The 25,141-nt window shown below is 37.2% G+C and carries 22 protein-coding genes and 1 pseudogene; 10 read left to right on the forward strand and 13 right to left on the reverse strand.

Going from position 1 to position 25,141, the window contains the following annotated elements; translation table 11 throughout:
- Window positions 1–26: 26 nt before the first annotated feature.
- From G576_RS0102220 to G576_RS0102230, 3 genes are all read right to left on the reverse strand, one after another.
- Window positions 27–722 (reverse strand): L-ribulose-5-phosphate 4-epimerase, encoded by a 696-nt coding sequence (locus G576_RS0102220; protein WP_027973185.1) that lies wholly within the window; start codon window positions 720–722, stop codon window positions 27–29.
- 8 nt (window positions 723–730) lie between these two features.
- Window positions 731–2,317, reverse strand: a complete 1,587-nt coding sequence (locus G576_RS0102225) for a xylulokinase (protein ID WP_027973186.1) — start codon at window positions 2,315–2,317, stop codon at window positions 731–733.
- Between the two features lie 190 nt (window positions 2,318–2,507).
- Complete coding sequence (locus tag G576_RS0102230; protein ID WP_027973187.1) at window positions 2,508–3,581, reverse strand: GntR family transcriptional regulator; 1,074 nt, start codon at window positions 3,579–3,581, stop codon at window positions 2,508–2,510.
- Window positions 3,582–3,740: 159 nt separating this feature from the next.
- Here G576_RS0102230 and G576_RS13160 point away from each other — a divergent pair.
- Window positions 3,741–3,907: pseudogene (locus G576_RS13160) on the forward strand (site-specific integrase); the annotation flags it as partial.
- A gap of 350 nt (window positions 3,908–4,257) precedes the next feature.
- On the opposite strand, the gene G576_RS0102235 reads toward G576_RS13160, so the two are convergent.
- From G576_RS0102235 to G576_RS0102250, 4 genes are read right to left on the reverse strand one after another with little or no spacing between them, the layout of a single operon-like run.
- On the reverse strand, window positions 4,258–4,812 hold the full coding sequence (locus G576_RS0102235; RefSeq protein ID WP_027973188.1) for a hypothetical protein: 555 nt from the start codon (window positions 4,810–4,812) through the stop codon (window positions 4,258–4,260).
- Window positions 4,813–4,836: 24 nt separating this feature from the next.
- Window positions 4,837–6,666: an XRE family transcriptional regulator gene (locus G576_RS0102240; protein ID WP_027973189.1), complete on the reverse strand. Its 1,830-nt coding sequence runs from the start codon at window positions 6,664–6,666 to the stop codon at window positions 4,837–4,839.
- A gap of 8 nt (window positions 6,667–6,674) precedes the next feature.
- Window positions 6,675–8,900: a DEAD/DEAH box helicase gene (locus G576_RS0102245; protein ID WP_027973190.1), complete on the reverse strand. Its 2,226-nt coding sequence runs from the start codon at window positions 8,898–8,900 to the stop codon at window positions 6,675–6,677.
- Complete coding sequence (locus G576_RS0102250) at window positions 8,897–10,501, reverse strand: site-specific DNA-methyltransferase (RefSeq protein ID WP_027973191.1); 1,605 nt, start codon at window positions 10,499–10,501, stop codon at window positions 8,897–8,899. Before G576_RS0102250 ends, G576_RS0102245 begins: the two co-directional genes overlap by 4 nt.
- Window positions 10,502–11,047: 546 nt before the next feature.
- On the opposite strand from G576_RS0102250, the gene G576_RS0102255 reads away from it, so the two are divergent.
- The 7 genes from G576_RS0102255 to G576_RS0102285 all read left to right on the forward strand — a co-directional run bounded on the left by G576_RS0102255 (window position 11,048) and on the right by G576_RS0102285 (window position 15,748).
- Window positions 11,048–11,533, forward strand: coding sequence for a helix-turn-helix domain-containing protein (locus G576_RS0102255; protein WP_027973192.1), 486 nt, complete (start codon window positions 11,048–11,050; stop codon window positions 11,531–11,533).
- Between the two features lie 144 nt (window positions 11,534–11,677).
- Entirely contained in the window at window positions 11,678–11,998 is a 321-nt protein-coding gene (locus G576_RS0102260; RefSeq protein ID WP_027973193.1) for a hypothetical protein, read from the forward strand.
- Entirely contained in the window at window positions 11,998–13,083 is a 1,086-nt protein-coding gene (locus G576_RS0102265) for a helicase HerA domain-containing protein (RefSeq protein WP_027973194.1), read from the forward strand. The genes G576_RS0102260 and G576_RS0102265 overlap by 1 nt, the downstream gene beginning before the upstream one ends.
- Window positions 13,083–13,694, forward strand: a complete 612-nt coding sequence (locus tag G576_RS0102270) for a hypothetical protein (RefSeq protein WP_027973195.1) — start codon at window positions 13,083–13,085, stop codon at window positions 13,692–13,694. The genes G576_RS0102265 and G576_RS0102270 overlap by 1 nt, the downstream gene beginning before the upstream one ends.
- Window positions 13,695–13,828: 134 nt before the next feature.
- Window positions 13,829–14,416, forward strand: a complete 588-nt coding sequence (locus G576_RS0102275; protein WP_027973196.1) for a replication protein — start codon at window positions 13,829–13,831, stop codon at window positions 14,414–14,416.
- Window positions 14,417–14,420: 4 nt separating this feature from the next.
- Window positions 14,421–14,606 carry a helix-turn-helix domain-containing protein gene (locus tag G576_RS13860; protein WP_000615732.1) on the forward strand — a complete coding sequence of 62 codons (186 nt, stop codon included), beginning with the start codon at window positions 14,421–14,423 and terminating at the stop codon, window positions 14,604–14,606.
- A gap of 92 nt (window positions 14,607–14,698) precedes the next feature.
- Window positions 14,699–15,748: a site-specific integrase gene (locus G576_RS0102285; protein WP_027973197.1), complete on the forward strand. Its 1,050-nt coding sequence runs from the start codon at window positions 14,699–14,701 to the stop codon at window positions 15,746–15,748.
- 330 nt (window positions 15,749–16,078) lie between these two features.
- Here G576_RS0102285 and G576_RS0102290 read toward each other — a convergent pair whose 3' ends face one another.
- The 6 genes from G576_RS0102290 to G576_RS12140 all read right to left on the reverse strand — a co-directional run bounded on the left by G576_RS0102290 (window position 16,079) and on the right by G576_RS12140 (window position 23,524).
- Window positions 16,079–16,870 (reverse strand): toll/interleukin-1 receptor domain-containing protein, encoded by a 792-nt coding sequence (locus G576_RS0102290; protein WP_027973198.1) that lies wholly within the window; start codon window positions 16,868–16,870, stop codon window positions 16,079–16,081.
- A gap of 203 nt (window positions 16,871–17,073) precedes the next feature.
- The gene (locus tag G576_RS0102295) at window positions 17,074–18,507 is read right to left on the reverse strand and encodes an ATP-binding protein (protein WP_027973199.1); all 1,434 of its coding nucleotides are present in this window, start codon (window positions 18,505–18,507) and stop codon (window positions 17,074–17,076) included.
- A gap of 19 nt (window positions 18,508–18,526) precedes the next feature.
- Complete coding sequence (locus G576_RS0102300) at window positions 18,527–21,535, reverse strand: type I restriction endonuclease subunit R (RefSeq protein ID WP_027973200.1); 3,009 nt, start codon at window positions 21,533–21,535, stop codon at window positions 18,527–18,529.
- A 29-nt stretch (window positions 21,536–21,564) separates the two neighbouring features.
- The gene (locus tag G576_RS0102305; RefSeq protein WP_027973201.1) at window positions 21,565–22,065 is read right to left on the reverse strand and encodes a TIR domain-containing protein; all 501 of its coding nucleotides are present in this window, start codon (window positions 22,063–22,065) and stop codon (window positions 21,565–21,567) included.
- The gene (locus G576_RS0102310) at window positions 22,065–22,892 is read right to left on the reverse strand and encodes a macro domain-containing protein (protein WP_027973202.1); all 828 of its coding nucleotides are present in this window, start codon (window positions 22,890–22,892) and stop codon (window positions 22,065–22,067) included. Before G576_RS0102310 ends, G576_RS0102305 begins: the two co-directional genes overlap by 1 nt.
- A gap of 44 nt (window positions 22,893–22,936) precedes the next feature.
- On the reverse strand, window positions 22,937–23,524 hold the full coding sequence (locus G576_RS12140) for a hypothetical protein (RefSeq protein WP_051177957.1): 588 nt from the start codon (window positions 23,522–23,524) through the stop codon (window positions 22,937–22,939).
- 88 nt (window positions 23,525–23,612) lie between these two features.
- Here G576_RS12140 and xerA point away from each other — a divergent pair, with 88 nt between their 5' ends.
- Both xerA and G576_RS0102325 read left to right on the forward strand, forming a co-directional pair.
- On the forward strand, window positions 23,613–24,599 hold the full coding sequence (gene xerA, locus G576_RS0102320) for a site-specific tyrosine recombinase/integron integrase (protein ID WP_027973203.1): 987 nt from the start codon (window positions 23,613–23,615) through the stop codon (window positions 24,597–24,599).
- A 13-nt stretch (window positions 24,600–24,612) separates the two neighbouring features.
- Window positions 24,613–25,141, forward strand: a 529-nt coding sequence (locus G576_RS0102325) for a restriction endonuclease subunit S (protein WP_027973204.1), incomplete at its 3' end; no start/stop codon positions are given.

Genomic DNA, 25,141 nt, shown 5'->3' on the forward strand with positions numbered 1-25,141 from the left:
AACTCCTTTTTTCTTTTTAGATAATATTATTTTTGACCATAGTAAGCATTTTTCCCATGCTTTCTGAGATAGTGTTTATCTAACACATATTGTGGTAACTCAGGTGCAAATGGGTTCAAAAAGCGAGTGATGGCATTCATACGACAAACTTCTTCTAAAACAACAGCATGCATGACCGCATCATCAGCATCTTTCCCCCAAGTAAATGGACCGTGTCCTTGCAATAAAATTCCTGGTACAGCCACTGGATCCAAGCCACGTTTAGTGAATGTTTCAACAATGACGTTACCTGTCTCATGCTCATAACCAGCATCTAATTCTTCCTTGCTTAGGAAACGCGCACAAGGTACTGTCCCATAGAAAGTATCTGCGTGAGTTGTTCCCATCGCTGGAACATCCAAACCTGACTGCGCCCAGCTGGCTGCCCAAGGCGAATGGGTATGTACAATACCACCAATTTCAGGATATGTTTTATAGAGTACAGCATGAGTTGGCATATCAGATGATGGGCGTAAGTTCCCTTCCACTACGTTACCATCAAAGTCACAAACAACCATATCATCTGCTGTCATGACATCATAATCAACTCCAGATGGTTTAATCACAAAGAGACCTGATTCACGATCAACTTGGCTGACATTTCCCCAAGTGTATTTGATAAGATCTCGCTTGGGTAGTTCTAAGTTTGCTTGAAATACCTTTTCTTTTAATTCTTCTAGCATATAGCCTCCTATATTTTTTCAACTGCTAATTTTTCCACTGGCAAGCCATTTTTATAAGTCTCAAGATACGCTTTAAATCCTTCAACATCAGTTACTTCTGGTTGAACCGTTTGAACAGCAGCATTGACAAATACGACATCATCAAGATAAAATTCCAATGAAGTTTCAGTTGCCGTTAGATAATCTGCTAAGAGTGCAATTCCCCAAGCACCACCTTCTCCAGCTGTTTCCATAACAGAAACCGGAGTTGACATAGCTCCCGCCAACAATTGTTGGGCAACCTGAGGGGTTTTGAAAATACCACCGTGACCTAACAGTTTATCAATTGCAACTGCCTCTTTGTCCACAAGAATCTCCATGCCAATCGCTAAAGTTGTGAAAGCAGACAGGATATGGCTTCTCATAAGGTTAGGCACTGTAAAACGACTTTCTGGAGTTCTGACAAGAAGTGGACGTCCTTCAGTCAATCCAGTAATACTTTCGCCTGAATAATAACCATAACTTAATAGACCGCCACAATCTTTCTCACCCTTTAAGGCTGCATTAAAGAGTAATGGGTACAGCTCATCATCTGATATTTCTTGCCCTGACAAAGCTGAAAACTCTTTAAATAATTTAACCCAAGCATTGATATCTGAACTACAGTTATTCGCATGTACCATCGCTACGGCGTCACCAACTGGTGTCGTTACAATATCAATTTCTGAATAACGGTTTTGTAATTCTTTTTCAAGGACAATCATGGCGAAAATAGATGTCCCAGCAGATACATTTCCTGTCCGCTGTCTGATACTATTTGTCGCTACCATTCCTGTCCCAGCATCACCTTCTGGCGGGCATAACTGACTTCCCGCTTGGAGTTGACCTGTTGGGTCTAATAATTTGGCACCCCTATCTGTCAATGTTCCAGCCACTGTTCCAGCGGATAGCACTTTCGGCAAAATAGCTTTCAAATCCCAAGGGAGTTGATACTGTTGCGTCAATTCAGCAAATTGATTGAGAAAAATGCTGTTATAATCGCCAGTTGTCGAATCAATTGGAAACATCCCAGAAGCATCTCCAACTCCCAAAACTTTTTCACCTGTCAGTTGCCAGTGGATGTAGCCTGCTAACGTAGTGAGATATGCTATTTGAGAAACATGAGCCTCTTGGTTTAAAATTGCTTGATATAGGTGAGCGATACTCCAACGCTCTGGAATATTAAAGTCAAATAATTGACTCAGTTCCTGTGCTGCTTGGCCAGTAATTGTATTTCGCCAAGTCCGAAATGGTACTAATAAATCGTCTTCTTCATCAAACGCTAGATAACCGTGCATCATAGCACTAAAGCCAATTTGCCCAATCCGCGTTAAATCAACGTGATAAGTTTTTTTAACATTTTGAACAAGTTCACGGTAAGAAGATTGCAACCCTTTCCAAATATTGTCCAATGAATAAGTCCAAACACCATCTACTAGTTGATTTTCCCAATCATGACTACCAGAGGCAATTGGTTGCTTCTGACTATCAATCAAGACTGCTTTGATGCGAGTTGAACCGAACTCAACCCCTAAAGATGTTCGACCATTCATCAAATCATCAATAATGCTTCCCATAAAATCCTCCTTAATTGAATTCGTTTTCATTTTCGAATTGATTATATCACTTATGTTCGTACATGTAAACCGTTTACGTAAATTTGTTCGAACATTTTTTTGAGATGCGTTATTACTTAATAAGTTTAAGTATTCAAAAAAGCCAAAGTGCTATTTTGCCTTTGACTTTATACTTACTATACATTTTAGTTTAGAGTGCCCTTACTGAGCGTCTTTCAATAACTTCCGCTGGATATTGAATAATCTTCATCTGTTTTTTCTTCTCAATGGCACCAAGTAATTGTTTTGTGGCATCTCTTCCTAAAATTTTCTTAGGGTGACTGACACTTGTGAGCTGATGAGCCTCAGCGAGATAAGAATTATCATAACTCACCACTGAGAAATCCCAGAACATCTTTTTTCCCCTCTCCTCCATTAATTGAATGAATTGACTGGCTACTTGATCATTATAACAGACAAATGCTGTCGGTGGATTATCTGATTGCAAGACTCGATTAACATACTCATTGATATTTGATGTCTGTGTTTGCGTGGTAAAAGTAGCAATATCATCTGACTGAAAGGAGAGCTTTGCAACTTCATGCATTTTGACAAATCCTTTCATTCTCAATTTCCCCTGCATATCATCTAGTTTAGTAATCAAACCAATTTTTCGATGCCCACGGTCAATTAAAAATTTCGTTGCCTCATATCCTGCCGAAAAATCATCTAAACTAGCATAAGGTAAATCTAGAATATCATAATAAGCATTTAAAAAATAAACAGGAATTCCAGCTTCCTTTAATTGAGCATAATAGGCTATATTGGGATTATACTCATTACTAGATGTTGGTTCAATTAAGAATCCTTCGACTCCCTGTGTAATCATTTGTTTTAAGCTCTCTTCCTCTAGTGCTGGATTATTGTTAGTTGCACCCAACATGAGCGAATAGCCGTTTTTTCTCAGAACCTCTTCTATTCCTTCAATGATATTCGGAAAAATATAATCTGATAGATAAGTTGTAATAACACCAATCGTTTTTGTTGATGTAGGTCTTTCTATCTGAGCATTTCTATAGTCCAAAACAAACGTTCCTGAACCTTTTTCCGCTCTCAAATAGCCTTGCTGAATCAACAATCTAAGCGCCTGCCTTACTGTGTGACGACTAACTTGGTAAATATCACATAACTGATGCTCCGTTGGTATCACCTGTCCAATCGCATAGCTATCATCTAATATTTTTCTTAATAAATCATCTGCTACTTTCTGATACTTTGTCTCCATTTGCTATCTCTTTTTCTTTTTGTACGTACATTTATTCTACCATAATTTTATATCAACGTCTTGACTAAATACTTTTTAACTATAAATATTTTTAACCCGTGGTGCTAGTTAATTTCAACATACAATAAAAAGGCCAAATGGACTATACTGTAAGTGACGAAACATACAGGTATAACGCTCGCTAAACAAGCAGGTACTTCCATTGAAATAATTTTCGAAGCTCTAACTCATAGCGATACATCAACTACAAAAACGTATATAATACATCTAACGTAGTCCCAGTAGCAATGGGAGAAATCGCCTACCGAAACCTTAAAAAAATTTAGGGTAAATTTTAAGGTGAACTTTTCAAAAAATTACGAAAAAAGCACCCATGAGGTAAACTCTTGAGTGCTCTAAAACGTTGATATATCGCTGATAATTAACGTTTTGAGAACAAAACTTTAATTTTTTACGGAGAGCAGCACCAAACAAATCTCTTTATATCAACATTTAATAGGAAGGATGCTTCTCCCAAACCCTTTAAAATCCATAAAAATGGATAGCATTAACACCAATTAACACCATAAAATAGACTAGTCACTTCATCAAATTTCATTCCTCTAAACTGTCGGAAAAGCGTAGTCTTTCCGATTGAGCAGAGGAATCCAAAAGGCAGGTTCGCACCTGCCTTTATCTATTTTTTTACCTTATGAGCTAATTCTTCTTGTAGAAATGGTTTTATTGATGTCAGAATAATAGCCACGGCTTTTTTATTTTGATTCTCAGTTCGATTACGTTTATTGAACATATCAATCATGAATTCATAATCTTTTTCTGGTTCAAAGTTATTCCATTTCGTTGCTTTAAATGCTCCAACTTCAAATAAATAACGCAATAATTTACGACTGAAAAATTCTGATGATAATTGAAGAAATTCATTATCTTCTACTGCGTGTAACAACTTAAATAATTGTTCTTTGACATCCACTTCATATTTCAAATCATCACGCTCAAACTTCTTAATGCAAGAACTACCAATAGGATAAAGTACATTACCATTCAATTGATTTTCAATTGTAAAAAGGTAACGAAGATGTTCTTTACCACATATACATGATTCTTCTAATCGTTCATCCTCTTCTACATCTAAAATCTCCCACTCTAAGACTGCTGAGTCCCAGTCATTGGAATCAGAGTTATCCATAACATCTTTGATAAGAGTCTGCAAATATTTACTTTGTGCTACCATAATGTAAGGCCTCTCTAATTTATTTTATAAGCCACTTCTATCAGGAACAAGCTCTTTGAAGCCTTTGTTGACCAATAGTGTATTACACATATTCACATCCCAGCTTGCTGTGCAATTAAGAATGAACTCATACAACATTTCTTGCTGATTTCCTACACGAAGTGTTCTTCCTGATAGTTCAACTAGCATTTTACTGATACTTGGTGGTAATTTCATACCAATACAAATGGCAATCACCGTTTCAAGTTTGGGTTCAGTCTTTCCATTCCTCAAGTTGGAAATAGCCTTCAATCCGAGATTGGTTTCATCAGCCAGTTCCTGATTTCGAACATCTCGCCATTTCATCACTTCTACTAATGCAGGAGCAAAACTATTCATCCCACTAAGCTTTAACATAATTTCCAGTGTATCATCAATGTGAACATCAACTTGTTCGAGCCAATTATTCTTATCCTTCGGATAACTAATCGTAAATTGAATATCAGAATCTGCATCACGATTGAGTAACAAGGTTAAAGAAGTAGAGCGACCTATTCGAGTGCTTGACGAAATTTCAAAGACAATACAACATTCATCCATATGATGCCTTGCATAAGGCGTTAGGAATGGAGTTCCTGCAATATCATATGAAAGATACTTGGCATCATTGATACAGAGGTGGGATTCTACATAGAGTAATTCACCTTTCTCAACACGCTCTTTCAAGACTGGCTGAGATAATAATTGAAGACCAAGCTGAATCAGATTTACTGAAAAAGTTTGATTATCCTCTAAATATCCCTGCTTCCATGTATGAGTTGGAACATAGGCATCATCTATATAAATAAATGCACCTTTCACCTCTTCAAAACCACATTCTGCCAAGCGAACTTTAGCAGATAGACGAGAAACTCCGAAAAACTGAGCTAATTCATCAATCCATTTTTTAAGAATATCAAGAATATCTTGGGTTTGACTCAACTCTAGTAACCGTTGCTGTCTACTCCTTGCTTCTTGAATAAACATCTCTTTAGGCATCAAGATTTTAGGTGCAATTGATTCAGCGTGCCATTCCATCCAACCAATCATATCATAAGCTTTTTCATCCTTAATGTCATTTGTTGTAGATAGAACAGAAAGTTCCTCTTCCTCAGCTCTTGCTAATTCTAAAGCATAACGGTGCAACTCCCAGTGTACACATTCATGAAGAATCGTATTTCTCACAACTCCAAGATTTCGTATCTGAGGAAGCTTTTCATCAATAACCACTGTTCCTGCAGAGATACCATTTTCAGGATTATCTTGAAAATAGATTTGTCCAAAAATTGAAGTATCTTCCGTAATGGAATCATACTTTAATTGAAGCCCCATTTGTTGAACAATATATTCAGGTTCAACTCTTGTAGGTGTCAGCAAGGCATTTCGGTCATATTTATTCAAAATTGCTTCTGCCACCTTATCCAAATCATCCTTCCAAATAAATGGAACAAGTTTATCAGAGAGAGGATATTTAAAGGTACTATATGTCCCCCTCTCATAGGTATCAACTTTTACAATTTTAAAATTTTTGATTCCTGCATCAGGCTTTCCAATAGCAGATACACGAAGCCAACGATTCTTTTCGATGGTATTCTCATAATGATTGGTACGTTCAGTTACTACTGCATAGACATCCGTCAAAATATCTATATCAATTTCGCCATCTCCATGATGTCCAGCATAAACATACTTGAAGTCTACATCTGTAACTTCTACTTCACCGTCATAATCATAGGTAATACCTAGTTCTTCAAGATTGCCTAGGAAATATTTCTCACTTGCGTCATAAATTTCATTATAGAATGTTTTTTCTATATATTTGCTAAAAGAAATCAAGTTTCCTCCTAAAATCCAAATAGCTCGTCAATGGAATGCCAATCTGTCATATCATCTTTCCATGCTCCTTCATTCAAATAGCGAAGAGTGCCTGAAATATCACGGATAAATGCCCCTTTTAAATTATATTTTTCAAGGTAAGCTTTCAAGGCTTCGTATTTCAATGGTGCATACTCGTCAATATTCTTATCTTCACCTTTAGCACTTTCTCCACCCTTGGTTTCTACAATATAGACATCGCCTTTCTTCATTTTGACAATATAATCAGGATAGAAATGATGGGAAGAGCTGGCTGTATAATAGACAATTGAAAAATATTGACTTCCTTTATCACCGTTCTTATAGACAAACTCAACAGCATCTTCGTGTGATTCAATGTACTCTTCAAAAAGACGTTCAGCTTCACTTCCTTTGAGAACGCTATTTGTATAACCTTCATAGATATTGGTTATTGTATCAATATGTTCCAATTTTGGATTATAGGAATAACGTTCTGTCATCGGAATATAGAAATCATTCTCCTGAGGTACTACAAGTCCCATACTGATGGTTGGCTGAATATCAGCTTGTCTAAAGACTTCACGCAGAGCACGCCAATTATTTAAGATAAAGGCTGTCCATTCGCTAGGTTCCAACGTCAAAAGTTTTTGCTGGTTTGGTCGCTTATCATCCATGAAGAAGCGTTTCAGAAGAGCTTCAACCTGACTTACTTTCAAGTGAGTAACTCGGTCAAGTTCATGGTAAGCATGAAGCAAGTCAAGACGATTAGCACGATAGTCTGCTTCTACTCGTCTTTCTCTATCTTGAAGGCGGTCAGAATGTTCCAACGTATCAAAACGACCTTGTTTATAGGTGTTAACAATGGAACTTCCAAATTGAAGTCCTTGATTTTCTAACTTTTGCTTATTTGATTCAACATCTTCTGTCAGATTCCATTCACGAACCATACCTTGATAGAGATTTTCACGTATAGCTTTTTCATTTTGTCCTTCATGCAAATCAAGTACTCGCTCGCTGATTAAATGGAAATCTTTAGCTATATCTTTTCGATTCAGAAGTGGCGTAGGTGCTCCTACTCCTTTTTGAGTAAATGCACCATTCAAGAAGTCCACATCAAAAGTATAAAGATAAGCATTATCCAATACATCAACATCATAATGCCCTTTGAAAGGTTCGGGCATCCTACGGATACGACCAATAGTCTGAATAGTAAAGGCTTCACCCATGTTTTCACGAATCTTAATCAGAATCTTAGCTCGTGGAGCATCCCAACCTGTGGCAATTGCCTGTTTGATAATAAGATATTCTACTTCATTATCTAGTTCTTGTACATTGAGATAGTTTCGTTTCTGGTCTGCCAACCAAATACCAAGTTTTCCATCCTCATAAGTTTTGTGAAGTTTTTCTTGGATATAGGTTTCAATACGACTTACTAACTCAGGTTCTGAATCCGATTTATCAGGTAACTGAACCAACACCAAGGGATTGACTCCTGTTACGCCATGTTCAGCATAACCCTGAACAATTTCTTTACGCTTCAGCTCAGCACTTTCAAAGAGAAGTTCAAATTCCTCACTAATATGCTGACTCTCGTCAAGATAGTTTTCAAGTCCTTCGTTGACGACAACCGATTTTGTAATCAATCCTGATGCAATAACTTCTTCTTCCATCACCTCATAGAACTCTATCTTGTCAGGCATATTGGGGGCTTCAATGGTAGCAGAAACCTTGACAGTTTTTGAAGCATTAAAGCGTGCAATAATATCTCTCGCCTGTTTGGTATCATTACGATGTGCTTCATCAATGACAAGAATAAAATGACGACCTGCTGCGACAGCCTTTTCAATCTTATCTTCAAGATTATCACGCTCGCTATCCGAAAGCATGGCTTTCGACTTCTTACCGATAACACGCTCATAGTTAATAAAGGTAACACTTTCCTTATCAAATCCTTGCAGTAAGGCATCATCCACTGACTGTGCCTTAATAGATGAGAAATGCTTCGCCTTATCCTGACTCTGTTCTTCAAGTTCTCCTGCTCCAGGCGTAAACCATACAAATGCTACGTTATCATGTGTACTTGAAATATAGGTATTGACCCAATCAAGAAGGGTAATCGTCTTACCCGATCCTGTTGGCGACTTAATGACCATCTCATCAAACTCATACTCAGGTGCTGTAAATCTCAAGAGTTTATCAACTAGTTTTTGTTGGAATTGTTTTAATCCAATCATGACCACATCTCCTTTCCGAAGTAGTAATGTGGAATTTCCTGTTTTGTAATATTTTTCTCACGAAGGATTCGTTCCTGATCGGCATCAAAGAAGATCTCGGGATGGAAGAAGAGAGTTGAGTCTTCAATAAAATCGGTCTCGTGCATCGCATCTAACTGTTCTTCGGATAGGATAATTTGCACCTTAGGATTTGAAATATCGATTCCGAACTCTAACTCCACTAGAGGAGTAATATAGTTAAGCAACTCATACTCAAGGGTGACATCAGGAAAGTCTTCCTTAACTACAAAATCCGTCTTGAAGTACTTGAGATTGTGTGGTAATTCTTCTTGGATATTCGATAGTCGTTTGTAGGTAATTTCTTCAGCGATTTTGTTTTCATTGTTTGTGCAAAGAATATACTTACGATTTCCTCCGTCTTCTTTGTTTAGTTGCATAACTGCGTGACCGGTGGTGCCAGAGCCAGCGAAGAAGTCTAAAATATAAATATTATTATCTTTAACTGTAGAAATAAGCGTTAACAAAAATTTGACTGACTTAGGGTAACTAAATACTTTTCTGCCAAAAATACTTTTAATTTCTTTATCTCCTTCAGTTGTACCCCCAAAATCCATTGTCATACTTCTCGGTCTTTTTCCATTTGGATTTAAATATTGTTTGAATTGAACACTCCATTCCCCATTCTTTTTCTTTGTAATCCTTATTTTTCCTTCCGAATATTCTTTCTTAAAACGCTCCTCCGAGCGTATCCATCCATTATTGATCTTGGTTCCATCCGGCGCAATTATATTGTAGATGATTGGATTTTTTAATCCTGGTCTAGCAAATGTATCCCAAAAATATCGCCCATATTCGTCCTCTTCCTTATATCTTTTTAAATATGAATCATCATGTTCAATATTCATAGGAGCAGTCACTTTGATATTTTTTGCATAGCACAAACAATACTCATGTTCTTTTACAATAAACTTACTGTCATTACCACCTCCTACTTTTGATTGTTTTATATATTCTCCTACAAAATTCTCCGCCCCTAACACTTCATCACAAAGTAGTTTTAGTTGTGCTTGTTCATTATCGTCTATACTTATGAATATAACCCCCTCATCGCTGAGTAGTTCCCTAGCAATTTCCAACCTCTTACTCATAAAACTCAACCATTTTGAATGAGAATAGCCATCGTTTTTATCTACAATTTTGTCATTATAAATAAAATCTTTATTTCCTGTATTATAAGGCGGGTCAATATAGATCACATCAATTTTTCCTGTGTGCGTTTTTTTCAAGAGATGTAGACTATGAAGGTTATCCCCTTCAAGCAGGAAGTTATAGTCCTCCGATTCAGGATTCCCCACAATTTTCTTGGTCTCGTCCTCAATGAAGACAGGAATCTTTGTTTTCATTTCCTCCTCGACCAATTCGGCATGTTCCTCCCAGACCAAACCATATTTCTTAGTATTGAGCAAGCGGATAAGATTTTCCAGTTTATCAACATCCTCATTTCGTCTATCTTCACGAGCCTGTTTCAGAAGTTCCTGTACATAGGTGATAGCTCTATCTTTCTCGTTCTTGCGAGGGCGTTCGATAAAATCTTTAGACATTACAAAACACCCCCTTTCTCAAAAAAGAGGGTGTTTTCGTACACGCAGAAAAGAGGTAGAAAACTACCTTGTTGCTTGTTGCTTGTTGCTTGTTGCTTGTTGCTTGTTGCTTGTTGCTAATGGTATCAAGTTCTCAATCTCCTTGTCAACTGATTTCTTTACTGTTCTATTATACCACGAAGGACTTGAGAAAAAAATTTAATACTGCTAAAAGAAAAAAATGACCTGACAAGTCCTTTTTCGGGGTATTTTAGTTCAATATTTCAGAGAAAAACAGCAAGAAATTCCGTTATATCAAGCTTGATGATAGTGACTTGACAAGTTATATATTTATATCCTGCAAAGAGTTAAGATTAGCTTATAAATATAAATAGTCCAAATGGTGGCCACCAAAGGACGGAATGAAACAATATGAAAATCAGCCAATAACAGGTTGATTCTGCATATTACTGTTTCACCGTGTCTTTGGTGTGCTTTTTTACACTCACTCGATAACTGTAATAGCTCGTATGTTTCTTTCCGTCTGAGGTCTGGAAAGGACAACTTATGCTAAAAGCTAAAGTTAAAACCCTCTATTGTGAATCGCTCGGAGAATCTATCAAGCAACAATTGATTGAACAAGAAATCCCTCAAAACGAAGTGTCTTACTATTTTGATGATGACATCCGATTGATTTCTGCCCCTGCAATTAGCCAAATCCTAAAAGGGAAACGAAACCTCTCCTTAGATACTGCGGATGCTCTGCAAGAAACGCTAGGTCTTCCCAATGTAAAAAGTGTATTCTTTCCTAATCTTGACTTCTGTGAGTTACTCATTATCCAACTTACAAAACTAATTCTTAGTGATGGATTCAGCTCTACAAAACAACTCTTCCAAGTAAAAGAGAAGGATATTCAACAGAATCTCTCAGCCTTAGCAGATGCCCTATATGATTTCGTCCCTGATTTTCCTGAGGAAGAAAGCTCTTACCAAATCGCTGATAGCTTGGCTGAATGGTTAATTGAATTTGTAGTACTCGTAGCACAACTTTAAATGTTACACTTTCAAAATTCTTGAAAGTGTGACTTCTCAAAATAACGTACCATAGAGGTGTACTTAGCTAAGACAGTCCAGCTCACGACTCAAACTGAGCAAATCACTTTAACAACTTTCAAAGACCATATGGAGGTAAATAATATGGCAATTAAAACAAAACACAAGAAGGGTGGCTACTCTACCACAACTGCAACTGACTACGTGAAACCTACAAAGCCAATTCACAGCCTGAGCACAAAACTTGAACCCCAACAACTTTTTGAGGATGGAAAGCCTACTGGCGAAATTATCGCCTACAAAGCAACCTTTGTCCAAGAGGGGCTCGAACCCTTCCAAGTTAAATTTGAAGACAAGGTCAAACTTCCTGAGTTTCTAAGCTTGGTTGAATTTGAAAATTTTGAAGCTATTGAAGTTCACTACAATGTATATTTTAGAGCTACCTGTATCAAGGAGGTCAAATAATGACAACAAAAGCAGATACCGCCCTGCAATCCTACTTGCTACAGAGTCTGAACATGTGTCTGGGGGCTTTGATACAAGGAGAAACGAGCTATACTAATAGCTTCAATATCGTCATTCAAGAGGATGGCTTCATCTTCATCCCTAGGCTTCCTTGTGCCTATATCCTAGATGATGAACTCTATAACAAAATCTTCTTGATTGCCAACGCATCCTTGTACCCCCACTATACGCTTTTGAAGCAGAACGCAACTTACTTTGTTCCACTCAAGACAGATGATATTCATGTTCAGCGTGGACTCTACTTTCCGTGGAAGGTAGGCATCTCAAAACGCTTGGTCATTCCTGACCTTGACAAATATACGGCTGAACTTCCAAAAAATCAAATTCCAATTATGGAAAACTTTTCTCTCAATCTTGATAAGGTCAACCATATGGCAATCTGTGGCAATAGTGGCTCAGGTAAGTCTTACGCACTCACCTATCTGCTGTCTGTGCTAAAAAATCAGTCTGATTTAATTATCGTAGACCCCAAATTCGATAGTCCAAGCCGTTGGGCACGTAAACACAAAATTGCAGTCATTCACCCCGTGGAAAATCGCTCTAAGTCTGATTTTGTATCTGAGGTCAATGAGCGTTTGAGTCAATGCCTGAATCTGATTCAACAACGTCAGGCAATTCTATATGACAACCCCCGCCATAAGTTCACCCATCTCACTATCGTCATGGACGAGGTGCTGGCTCTCTCAGAGGGTGTCAATAAGACCATCAAAGAGTCCTTCTTCTCCCTCTTATCGCAAATTGCTCTACTGGGACGAGCTACCAAGATTCACTTACTCCTTGTTAGCCAGCGTTTCGACCACACAACTATCCCAATTTCTGTTCGTGAGCAACTCAATGTTCTCATCCAGATTGGCAATATCAATAAGAAAACAACCCAATTCTTATTCCCTGACCTCGACCCCGAAGGCATTGTCATTCCTACTGGACACGGCACTGGGTTGATTCAGGTGATTGATAATGAACATCCCTATCAAGTGCTTCCTTTACTTTGTCCAACATACTACACAACGGAGGGCATTCACTAATGATGAAAAAATCATTCTTTATGAGGACTTACAACTTCAATATCTACTTGATGCTGTTTTCACTCCTAACAGGTTTCCTTGGATGGTCATTAAGCTTTCTAGCAAGCACTCTTGACTTAACACTTCCTATCGCACTTGACCTCTCTCAAATCAATAGCTATCTAGCAATGGGTAGCCATTACGCTTATATGGCTATGAGTTACTTACTCGGTACTTTGTTTGCATCCGTTACGCTTGAAGTTTTGAATCGTATCCGATTCGATAATCTTTTCAACTATTTCAAATCTATCTACCACACCTTCAAGCTCCGTAACTTCCTGACTCAACGAGAAAAGTCAGAGAAGGTCACCACCATAGACAACCAGACCATTACCACCTACAATCCAATCAATGGTAGTTTCAATCGCTGTGCTCATAAGAGCGTGGTAGACATCCGAAAAGATGAAGTTACCGTCTTTATCAAAGTCCCTAGAGACCAGCAAGGGCAAAAAGTCTTGGGAGATATGACTTCCCAGTTGAAAGAAGAAGTCTCTAGCCAGCATCCTGACTACTATTTCTCTGCACCTAATCGGGTTCGCAATAGCCTTTGGTTAGTTGGGAAAAGACGGTAAAAGAGGGGGCTATGGCTTGCGTTAAGCAGTAGCCAAATAGCTCCCTCTTTTCCATTGAACAAGATAATTGGGGGTTACTACGACCCCCAATTATCCAATAATCAGTAATCAAAATTAGAAAGGCATGTAAATATATGGCAAAAGAACAACGCTCAAGCAAGTGGACATTCCTGTTCTACAAAGAGAGTTGCCCTACTGACTATCTTGAGGTATTAGAAGAATTGCACATCCCCTTCATTCTGAGCCCTTGGCACGACAAAGACATCAATCGACAAACAGGAGAACTGAAAAAAGCTCACAAACACGGAGCATTCTTCTTTGATTCACTCAAGAGCTACAAGCAAGTATCTGAGTTAATCAAGGATAAATTGAATGGTCCTGCCCATGTGGAGGTTGTCCAATCTCCTAAGGGTCTCTTCGATTATTTCACTCATGCTGAAAATAAAGACAAAACCCAGTATGATGTGAATGGCATTGAGGTGGGTTGTGGCTTCAACCTTAATAAATTTCTTGTAGAAATGAACTCAGATGAGTTCATGCACGAAGTCGTGGATATTATTGAGCAGAATGACTTCACTGAGTTTGAAGAATTGGTTTGGTATGCTCGTGCTAATCACACACCACTTCTTGGACTCATCATTGAACGTACCTACTTCTTTGCAAAGTATCTTGATTCACGGCGTTGCAATCCACAACGAAATCAAACAAAGAAAGGAAGTTAAACTGATGATTCAAAACACTCGACCACTTCTACTAACTAGGCAACAAGCTTCTGAACTACTTGGAATCGACCCTAAATCATTCGACAAATACATCAGAAATCACCCAGACTTTCAATGTTTTATGGTTGGGAAGCAGGAGCGATACCTAAAATCTAAGCTTGTAAAATTTATCGAAAATCACTGTGATTAACGGATAACGATTGATAAAATAAGATTTTTCATATATCCTATATGTGACTAGTCTATTTTATCAATCATTTTTCATATAGAAAGGCTGATAAAATGGCAACAATTACTAAACGTGGAAATTCTTTCCGTGCAACTGTATCACTCTACAAGAAAGGACAATACAAAAGAGAAACCAAGACTTTCTCTAACAAACAAGATGCTGAACTATGGGCTCTTGAAATGGAGTTGGAAAAAGGACGAGGGAAAGATATTGCTGAACGCTCTACCCTATTTACTGACTTTTATCGTAACTGGGTTAACTCTGTAAAACAGAATGAGGTTCGTGAAGCTACTTTCGTCAATTATAAGCGAACTCTTGTAATCGTGGACGAACTATTTGAGGGAATGCGACTAAAACACTTAGATGATTTAGTCATGCAAAAGAAGCTTGATAAATACGCTGAAACTCACTCCAAAAAGACAACCAAAGAACTTGTCTTAAAAATCAGAGGTTCACTCAAATATGCCTATGCTAAAGGATTGATTACAAATGACTTTGCCTCACTCCTAAAAGCGAGAGGACAAGAACAACCTAAGCGAAATGTTCCCTTATCTGTAACAGAGTTTAAGACACTCCGAACATATTGCCTTGACCACCAAGAAGATGACGAGTTCAACATCCTTGTACTTCTTGCCCTAGAAACTGGGGCAAGGCGAGGAGAATTACTTGGATTGAAGAAAGAAGATATTTTTAAGTATGGTATCAATATACGCAGGTCAATCAGTCCTATTAGTGATGATACTCAACTAAAAACGAAACACTCAAAACGGGATATTTCTATCAACCAAGATGTTTACTTCGCTCTAATGTCTCTAGCAGATAAAAAAGAGAATTATATCTTCGACTGGAACGGATTCAGACAAGCAAGCCAACTCCAACAACTTTTGAAGAAACTAGACCTGAGCAAAACAACTTTTCATGGTTTGCGTGACACTCACGCTTCTTTCCTTTTTTCAAAAGATATTAGTTTAGATTATATTTCTCGTAGACTCGGACACAATAGTATTCTGACAACTCAGAACTATTATCTTGAGCTGATGCCAGAAAAAAAGCATCAGCAAGATGCCGATGCTTTAAGTCTCTTAAACGACTTATCATTATAATTAACACCAACTGACACCAAAAAGTAGCTGTAATCGTTGGTATAATAAGGTTTTGATTAACGTTTTGAGAATTGTGAAGCTTTACGTGCTTTCTTAAGACCTGGTTTTGGGTAACAAAAATTAAATATCTGTAAAAGCTTATTAAATTAAGTTTTCAAACTTTATTTTCATTGAAAATAAACACTTATAACCTAATCCTACAAACAATGGATTACCATTAGATTACCAAAATCTCGTTTTCGGAGCTTATGTAGTTGAGAAATGGATAAGCAAGTCGTCATAGAATGACTTGTTTTTTTATTCCCTGACTCGAGTTATTTTAGATACTAGTCACTGCTCAATATTTATCTTTAATTCCCTAAAATTTACCGGTTCAAATGACTTTATATGCAAAATACCTTCTAGCTGTAATGGTAATTGCTTAGAGACCAACTTGCCTATAAAAGGTTGATTTGGCGTAATAGAACGCTGCAGAATTCCAATTTGCATTTTAAACGCTTTCTCTCTACCATCACTTAATTTCTTATATGTTTCCCCTTGCATACTCCGATATATCGTTTCTGTTAAGGGACGAACTTCATATGACTCAATTGGATTTTTGCAAACAAAACCAAAAGATGCATCACTTTCCACAAAATGTGTAGTAAAAATTTTAAACTCAACCTCATAAGTTGATATATATTTAATAGAAACTTGTAAATTCTCTATATCAGGTAAGGGTGTATATATCGAACTGCCACTTATCACACTTCGCATTTGTTCAATAGTATTATCTAATCCTTGACCAAATAAATCAATATAGTATACATCTGTTAAAATAGCTGGTATCTTGCAATCAGAAACCTTTATTGGGACAAATTTAACTCCCTCATAGAGCGACTTAGTTAGAGCCGCTTGCCATTCTTTTTTGACCATATTGCTATTCAAGCTATTTGATGATAGAAAATAAAAAAATGTTGTAACTTTTTCAAGTCCTTCATCCATTTTGCCTATAATACTATCTCCTGGTTGCATAGACCATTTATCATAGAAAATATTATCTCGTCCAAACTCAATCTCTAATCGTTTAGCAATCATATCTACTACATCTTGATCTCCGTGATTATAACTAATAAAAATCATCTCTTCCTCTTCCCCTTTCTCATCTAGATACTTTTAACTTAAATCAAAATTATCCAACATATTGAATAATTTGGTGCCCTAGCAACAATGTATCCTACTGTATCCTACTGTATCCTACTGTATCCTACTGTATCCTACTGTATCCTACTGTATCCTACTGTATCCTACTGTATCCTACTGTATCCTACTTCATAAAGGATAAACTATCTGTCAACTAAAGTATAGTACTGATGTCTATCATTTTTGTTTGCGCCGTACCAATTAAGGATGCCCAATTCTTGTAAGTTTTTCATAGTTTTTACAATAAATTTACGGCTTCTACCAGTAATTTCAATCGCCTTTGCTGTTGTCATTTTCTCGCCAGAATTGTACATATAGTGGACAATAACCTGCTCATCTGCGTTTAAATTACTAAAATCAGAGAACTGTTTTTCTAGGCTGTCACGTGTACGAAGATGACGACTGACAATATTATTTTCAAGAGTTAGGACCACTTTGTTTCCTGGTTCTGAGTATTTAGGCTCATGAAGAAAAGCTGATTCCATTTCAGAATAGATACGCTTGACACCCTCGTTCATCTCACGAACCCAACCAAATTCAGTCAAAGTCCTGGAAATTCTCGGATTTCTTGAAAAGCGTTCGTGTTTGATATTCTCAACGGTAACAATATTTGGGAGCTTTCCTGGACTATGAATTTCCAATCGGTCATCAAACATCATCACCCTAATGTGATCTCCGTAGACAGAATAATCACGGTGAGTTACTGCATTGACAACACCTTCGAACCAAGCAAACTCAGGATATTCAGGCAAGATTTGAAATTGCCCCTCATCATTCAGATACTGAAATTCTCTAAGCTGAGTTCGAATAAAATCACGCGCCTTGGTAATCAAAGTCGGAAGTGCATCATCAAAAGTCACTTCCTTGATGACATTGAAACTACTGCCCGTTCCCACATCTGTCCCATCAAAACGTTGAAAGCGAACACGAGCTTGTGGGAAAAACGCTGACGGATATTTACCAAAGAGTAGAATTGCTGCCTTGGTCAGTTTACCATTCACGAGAAAACGCCGTGCTTTAAGGATTTCTTCTGTCGAACGGTTTGAAATATCAAACCGATTTTTAAAATCCTGAACCAAGTTGTCATCGATGTCTTCCAGGGTCGCATCAGGAATAGTTTCATCTTCAAAAAAACGTTGTCCCCTATCATAGCTAAGCTGAGTACGTTGCTCATAACTTAGTTTAACAGTTTCATCTCCCTGACGCAGATAGACCTCGTCATTAGGCGCAGCAATCACTCGATTTGATGACAATTCAACTGATATAACCAAAATTAAATCATCTTCTCCCTTGTGATTAACCACAGGGATTTCTTCAAAAGATAAGTCCAGAGGAGTGTCACGCATCTCACGGTCAATCTTTTTGAAATCGTCTATTGGATAAGCTCTGCCATCCTTGAAACCAGTGATAATGTTGTCCTGTTTCTCATCTTCAATACCAACCACCAACTGACCGCCGTCCGCATTGGCAAAGGCAATCAGATGCTTGAGTAATTCCTGTGGCTTCTTGCGTGCTGATTTTCTATCCAAGTATTGAGTTTCTGGTGAAAATTGGTAGTAGTGTAAGGTTCGATTCATGTATTTCTCCTGAATTCTATTAACTATCCGCCCATAACTCACATTGTGTGATAACTGTTGACAAGGCATCTTCAAGCCCTTCTGGAGGATACTTGTATTTTCTCAAAAGTCTCTTAACGATCCGTCGCATATTAGCGCGAGCAGATTCCTTTTTCTGCCAATCAATCGTGCGACTTCTCCGCAATTCGTTTGTCAGCTCCCGCGTCAGGGCAACTAACTGGTCATTATCATAAAAATCTTTAACAGCAGCAGGTTTGGTAATCGCATCATAAAAAGCTATTTCCTCTGGACTAAGTCCTAGTTCATTTCCTTCATCACTTGCTGCTTGCATTTCCGACGCCATGCGTTTTAATTCTTCGATAACTTCCTCATTTGTCAACATACCATTTAAGTAGGCTTTCATAGCTCTGGAAAGCATCTCTGAAAATTTCTCAGATTGAACAACATTTGTTCGCTTATAAATATGAACTTGTTCTCTTATCAACCTCTTCAACAATTCAACCGCAATGTTCCTTTCTTTCATCTTTGCAATTTCGTCCAAGAATTTAGGATCAAACAATGAAAAATCTCTTTCAGAATCTGCAAATAGATTGATAACACCTTCGCTCTTAATACTTGATTTTAGCAACTCACTGATTTTAGCATTAATTTCTTTGACCGATAGAGGTTTTCGAGGATTAACAATACGCGTTAATATTGTTCGAACAGCTTCAAAATAAGCTGCTTCATAGCGTTCCTCTGGCGTTAGTAAGGAACGACAGAGCTGCAGGGCTTGCTTTAAGAGAGTAGCCTCCCGTAAAAAACTCTCCTTATCCTTGTCTCTACTAGTGATAAAGTTGACACCACCCGTGATGACATTAGCACGCATCAGATTCGTTGCATTTTCATCTTTAAAAGCGGTGTAATCAAAGCCAAAGAACATATCTTGACAAACTTCAAGCTTTTCTTGAAATTTAGGGTAAGCTGTCGCAGCAATATTGGTGTCTCCAAAATTGCCTTTATCGCGATTGGTATAATCGTTCATAGCTTGTTTTAAAGCTGAGGCGATACCAACATAATCAACGACCAAACCACCTTCTTTATCCTTATAGACACGGTTAACACGCGCAATAGCCTGCATGAGATTATGACCAGACATCGGCTTATAGACATACATGGTCGCAAGACTTGGAACATCAAAACCAGTTAGCCACATATCAACAACGATAGCAATCTTGAAAGGACTATTATCATCCTTAAATTTTTTAGCCAGTTCTTCTTTATGCTTTTTATTGCCTATAAGATCATGCCATTCTTCGGGATCTTTGTTACTAGAAGTCATCACAACACCAACCTTATCACCCCAATCAGGACGCAAGTCAAGTATCTTATGATAAATCTTCATCGCAATAGGTCTCGAATATGCGACAATCATCGCCTTCCCCGTCAATTCATTTTCACGATTATCTTCGTAGTGGGTGATAATATCTGTCACTAGCGCCGAAATGGTCTGGTCAGCACCTAAAACACTATCCAGTCGACTAAGTTCTCTTTTACTTCTATTGATGGCAGAATCTTCGGCTTGCTCTGCCAACACGTCATATTCGGCATCAATCTCCTGCAAGATTTTTTCATCAAGGTTGAGATGTATGACACGACTCTCATAGTAGACAGGTCTAGTTGCACCGTCCTCAACAGCCTGTGTCATATCATAAATATCGATATAATCCCCAAATACTTCTGTTGTTGATTTGTCTTTACTTGAAATAGGTGTTCCAGTGAAACCAATATAGGTCGCATTGGGGAGATTATCACGGATGATGCGCGCTGTCCCGATTTTAAACTTACCAGTTGCGGGATCAATCTTTTCTTCTAAACCATACTGACCACGATGTGCCTCGTCAGCCATAACGACGATATTATGTCGTTCTGACAAGGCTTCCGATGATTCTTCAAACTTCTGCATGGTTGTGAAAATAATCCCGTTCGCTTGCCTACCAGATAATAGTTCTTTAAGATGTTTACGACTTGTCGCTTGTACTGGTGTTTGGCGTAAAAATTGAGAACAGCGGTCAAATTGCTTAAACAACTGATTATCTAAATCATTTCTATCCGTCAGGACAACGATTGTTGGCGACCGTAATATCTTATCTAACAAATGAGCATAGAAAACCATCGAAAGGGACTTGCCGCTGCCTTGCGTATGCCAGAAGACACCACCACGCCCGTCAGTCTGCGTAGCTTTTAAGGTAGAACGAACTGCTTTTTTCACGGCAAAATACTGATGATAAGCCGCTAAAATTTTGGCATCACCTGAAAAACAGATAAAGTTTTTAAGGATATCCAACAAACGTTCTTTGGCAAACATGCCTTCAATCAAGGTTGTAAAGTTTGCTAACTGTGTATCCTCATAATTGCCATCAGTCGTCTTCCACTCCATGAAACGATCTTCACCAGCTGTGATAGTCCCTGCCTTTGATGTTGCCATGTCACTCATGACCAAAAAGGCATTGTAATAAAATAAAGATGGAATTTCCTTCATGTAGTTGCGGAGCTGACTGTAAGCTTCTGAAACTTCCGTTTCCTCACGTGACGGGCTTTTCAACTCAAAGACCACAATAGGTAGACCATTGAGAAAAACAATAATGTCTGGTCGTTTCTCACTATGTTCCTCGATTGTCCATTGATTAGCGACAATAAAGCTATTAGCGTCAGTATTATCATAGTCAACGAGGTAAGCAATGTCCGAAACCTCTTCGCCATTTTTAACATAAGTGACAGGCACCCCATTTTGGAGATAATCCATGAAAGTTTTATTTTTCTGCAACAGTGTGCCGCTCTCAAAATCACGCAACTTATTGATAGCAAAATCAATAGCAGAGCTCGGTAAGTAGGGATTTAGTTTCTCCAAGGCTACATAAAGCACATCACGAAAAAGACTATCGCGGTAGTCCCTCCCGACATCAGGACCATAAAAAGATGAATACCCTAAACTATCACGAAAAAGCTCCATAACCGCATTTTCGTAGTTGTTTTCAGTGAATCCCATAAGATCTGTCTCCTAGATAAATTCTAAATTTAAATGCCTAATCGTTGGTAAACTATATCTTTATAAGAATAAGCTCCTGTTTTGCCTTCTTTTCGATATTGCTCATGTGAACTCGGCCAGTCTTCAAGAGTATACTGCATAATTTTACTTCCAAAAGGAATAAATATAGCTAACTGTCCATCTAAACTTGATGGGCATAATGAATCTTTACTTCTATTCCCATTCAGATTGACACAGATAATTGGTAAGCCTTTTTTAATAGCAAGTTCTATTTCCCATTTTACAAATTTTCTTAAATATTTGGTATGTTCACCAATCAATAGGACAAAAACCTTACTATTAGCCATTCTTTCACGAAGTTGTCGTTTAATGGATTCTTCCTGACTAGAATCCCTAGAGTTATTAATATCGTGAGCATCATAAAAATTAAATGACGTATTGTCATTTTGTTTCCAAGCTTTCATTAACTGGTAATAGCGCATATCATTATCACCATCAAAAGCAACATAAGTTTTATTCCGATAAGTCATTATTCATTCTCCTTTAATTCATATAAATTCACTTGACTAAGTAAGTCATCATGTACAATAATAGTTAACTTCGCAGGATACGCAAATTTTATTTTGCTGATTTTGAAAGTCCAAACCATGATACGCAGTAGTTCATTAATATCAATATCTTCAAAACCATTTTTAAATCTCGTTATTCCTGCACCAAATACTGGAACTGTAACTGACCTTTGAGCATACAATCTATTAATCTCATTCCAAAACGTTAAAAGAAAATTGACGTATTCCTGAATAGTCAGTTCTGCTTGATTATTTTTATTAAATCGGCTAAAAGCAGTTAAAATATATTCATCATCTATCAAAATGGAACTTCCTAACTTGTATTTAGTCGTTTTTCCTTGCTTTCGTTTTACTTTCTTCCCTATAATACTATTTTTTAAATCATCATCACTTTCAATGTCGGAATTTAATTTATCAACATCATCAATATGATTTAAAATAAACTGTCCGTTCAAAGATTTCTTAGCAATTATTTTATCATCAACTCTCGTATCAAAATATTCATTGAAAGCGATTGCTTTTAGCCCATCTTCTTTAAAAATATCGCCTGATTTTATAACAACGGTTGTAATACCTATTCTAATATCAATTTGTCTCAATCTATTTGCCCTTATCCATAAAAAGATATAGATAACACTAAGAAATACAACGTATACAACGCCAGAAGTAATCCTCCATTGATTAGGAATATCAAAAAAAATCAATACGGCCGATAAAATCGCAGTAATCGTAGCACATATATTAGAAAACTGCTTTAAAATATCCTTATCAAAAATACTTACTTTCATTTTTCAATATCCTTTAAAATATAGTTAAGATGACAGATAAATCATCATTTAGTAGCTTGATTAACAGAAAGTTCGCCTGATAGAAGTTTAGGTAATAAAGAACTTTTTAAATTTTCTAAGTTGTAGTTTTGTCTATTATTTTCCGCAATAAGAGACAATATGGGACGAATAGTTGTAGTCAATTCTTTAGAGTTAGCAGGTATACTTATTTTAAATTTCATTATTGCGTTTTTATCACCACGCGGCATTTTAGTCCCTTTTGCTGATTTAGTAACCGCGTCAAAGAAACTATCTTGATATAAATATGCCCAAAGTATTTCGGGACTAATTATTGCTGTATTAGCTCTAAAATTCAAGACGTCAGCGGAATGACCACCCGATTTATTTGAATACCAAATTTTTTTGAAATATGGTCTAATATTTGAAATCAATATATCTTTTGGGTGAAATGCTTTAACGTATTGAGTTGATGGAAGCGTGATATTATTATTTATACCAGACTTATCAGAAATCATATTTGTTGTGGAAACGTAGTTATTAGAATTTATTTTAGATACAGCAATTATATCTTCATTTTTTACTGTAACCTCATCAATAGTTTTTGTTGTAACTTTTTGAGTGGTAATAGCCAAATTATATATCAGTGAAATTTGTTCTGCTAAATGATGATTTACCGCTCACCTTATCTGTACTACAATGTAAATGAAAGGTAGGTAAGGTATGAAGGACAAAATAATCACACAAGTAGTCAGTATTATGGAAGAACATCTGACAATGGAGCAACTAGAGCAGTTGGAGAGAGTGTTAGCGGCTAACTTGGCTAATGTCGTAATGACGGAGAATGTTTCAAAGGTTGATGAAACATCTAACCCAAAATTACTGCACCTTTTTATCTCTGCTAAGAGGATTGAGGGGTGCAGTGAAAAGTCATTAAAATACTATAAAATGGTTATTGAGAAAATGGTAGCCGAGTTGGATAAACCAATCAGGCAGATAAGCACCAGTGATTTAAGAACTTACCTTGCCAACTACCAAAAAGAACGCCAATCTAGCAAAGTAACGATTGATAACATGCGACGTATTTTTAGTAGTTTCTTTAGCTGGCTAGAAGATGAAGATTACATTTTAAAAAGCCCAGTGAGACGTATTCACAAGATTAAGACGGATAAGGTTATCAAGGAAACGCTATCGGATGAAAGTCTAGAGCTGCTTAGAGATACTTGTGACAATATTCGTGACTTAGCCATGATTGATTTGCTTGCTTCAACTGGCATGCGTGTTGGAGAGCTGGTTCGACTTAATCGTGAGGACATCAACTTTTATGAGCGTGAGTGTTTGGTGTTTGGTAAAGGAAATAGTGAACGGATTGTTTATTTTGATGCAAGAACAAAGATACACTTAATCAATTATCTCGATAGTCGGAAAGATGACAGCTCTGCACTCTTTGTGTCATTAGCTTATCCCTACGACCGATTGATGATAGGTGGTGTTGAGACGAGATTGAGAGAGATTGGAAAACGGGCTAACCTTCAAAAAGTTCACCCACATAAATTCAGACGAACACTAGCAACAAGAGCAATAGATAAAGGCATGCCCATCGAGCAAGTTCAGCACCTACTAGGTCATGTCAAGATAGACACGACTATGCACTATGCCATGGTCAACCAAGTGAATGTCAAAAATTCGCATCGTAAATACATAGGATAAGGAGGAGTGATAATTGAACGATTGGAAATGGGTAAAGCTTTCAGAAATCATAGATTTTAATCCAAAAGAACAGTTGCTTAAGGGAAGCATTTCTAAAAAAATAGCAATGGAAAAAATAGAACCATTCACTCGTGATATTTCTGAGTTTGAGAGATTAGAATTTAAAGGAGGTACAAAATTTAGAAATGGCGATACTTTAATAGCCCGTATTACGCCCAGTCTTGAAAATGGGAAAACAGCTAAGGTAAACTTACTGGATGAAGATGAAATAGGGTTTGGTTCAACAGAATTTATCGTAGCAAGAGCCAAAAAAGGTATTAGTGATGAAAATTTTGTTTATTATCTAATGCTTGACCCAAAGGTTAGAGAAGTTGCTATCAAATCAATGGTAGGAACTTCTGGAAGACAAAGAGTTCAGCTAGATGTTGTTAAGAATTATGAAATTCTATGTCCTCCATTAGAGGAGCAAATTCAAATTGGCAGAATTTTGAGTGTAATTGATGATAAAATTGAAAATAATAAAAAGATAAATCATCATTTAG

Origin of the sequence: Streptococcus porci DSM 23759, from assembly GCF_000423765.1 — a bacterium.
Classification (GTDB): Bacteria; Bacillota; Bacilli; order Lactobacillales; family Streptococcaceae; genus Streptococcus; species Streptococcus porci.

Coding starts and splice junctions, on each gene's coding strand:
- G576_RS0102235 (WP_027973188.1), bottom strand. CDS start 4,812: ATGGTAGCACAAAGTAAATATTTGCAGACTCTTATCAAAGATGTTATG.
- G576_RS0102295 (WP_027973199.1), bottom strand. CDS start 18,507: ATGAATCGAACCTTACACTACTACCAATTTTCACCAGAAACTCAATAC.
- xerA (WP_027973203.1), top strand. CDS start 23,613: ATGAAGGACAAAATAATCACACAAGTAGTCAGTATTATGGAAGAACAT.
- G576_RS0102260 (WP_027973193.1), top strand. CDS start 11,678: ATGGCAATTAAAACAAAACACAAGAAGGGTGGCTACTCTACCACAACT.
- G576_RS0102250 (WP_027973191.1), bottom strand. CDS start 10,501: ATGTCTAAAGATTTTATCGAACGCCCTCGCAAGAACGAGAAAGATAGA.
- G576_RS0102310 (WP_027973202.1), bottom strand. CDS start 22,892: ATGAAAGTAAGTATTTTTGATAAGGATATTTTAAAGCAGTTTTCTAAT.
- G576_RS0102265 (WP_027973194.1), top strand. CDS start 11,998: ATGACAACAAAAGCAGATACCGCCCTGCAATCCTACTTGCTACAGAGT.
- G576_RS0102270 (WP_027973195.1), top strand. CDS start 13,083: ATGATGAAAAAATCATTCTTTATGAGGACTTACAACTTCAATATCTAC.
- G576_RS0102300 (WP_027973200.1), bottom strand. CDS start 21,535: ATGGGATTCACTGAAAACAACTACGAAAATGCGGTTATGGAGCTTTTT.
- G576_RS0102245 (WP_027973190.1), bottom strand. CDS start 8,900: ATGATTGGATTAAAACAATTCCAACAAAAACTAGTTGATAAACTCTTG.
- G576_RS0102290 (WP_027973198.1), bottom strand. CDS start 16,870: ATGATTTTTATTAGTTATAATCACGGAGATCAAGATGTAGTAGATATG.
- G576_RS0102230 (WP_027973187.1), bottom strand. CDS start 3,581: ATGGAGACAAAGTATCAGAAAGTAGCAGATGATTTATTAAGAAAAATA.
- G576_RS0102225 (WP_027973186.1), bottom strand. CDS start 2,317: ATGGGAAGCATTATTGATGATTTGATGAATGGTCGAACATCTTTAGGG.
- G576_RS0102275 (WP_027973196.1), top strand. CDS start 13,829: ATGGCAAAAGAACAACGCTCAAGCAAGTGGACATTCCTGTTCTACAAA.
- G576_RS0102305 (WP_027973201.1), bottom strand. CDS start 22,065: ATGACTTATCGGAATAAAACTTATGTTGCTTTTGATGGTGATAATGAT.
- G576_RS0102220 (WP_027973185.1), bottom strand. CDS start 722: ATGCTAGAAGAATTAAAAGAAAAGGTATTTCAAGCAAACTTAGAACTA.
- G576_RS0102285 (WP_027973197.1), top strand. CDS start 14,699: ATGGCAACAATTACTAAACGTGGAAATTCTTTCCGTGCAACTGTATCA.
- G576_RS0102255 (WP_027973192.1), top strand. CDS start 11,048: ATGCTAAAAGCTAAAGTTAAAACCCTCTATTGTGAATCGCTCGGAGAA.
- G576_RS13860 (WP_000615732.1), top strand. CDS start 14,421: ATGATTCAAAACACTCGACCACTTCTACTAACTAGGCAACAAGCTTCT.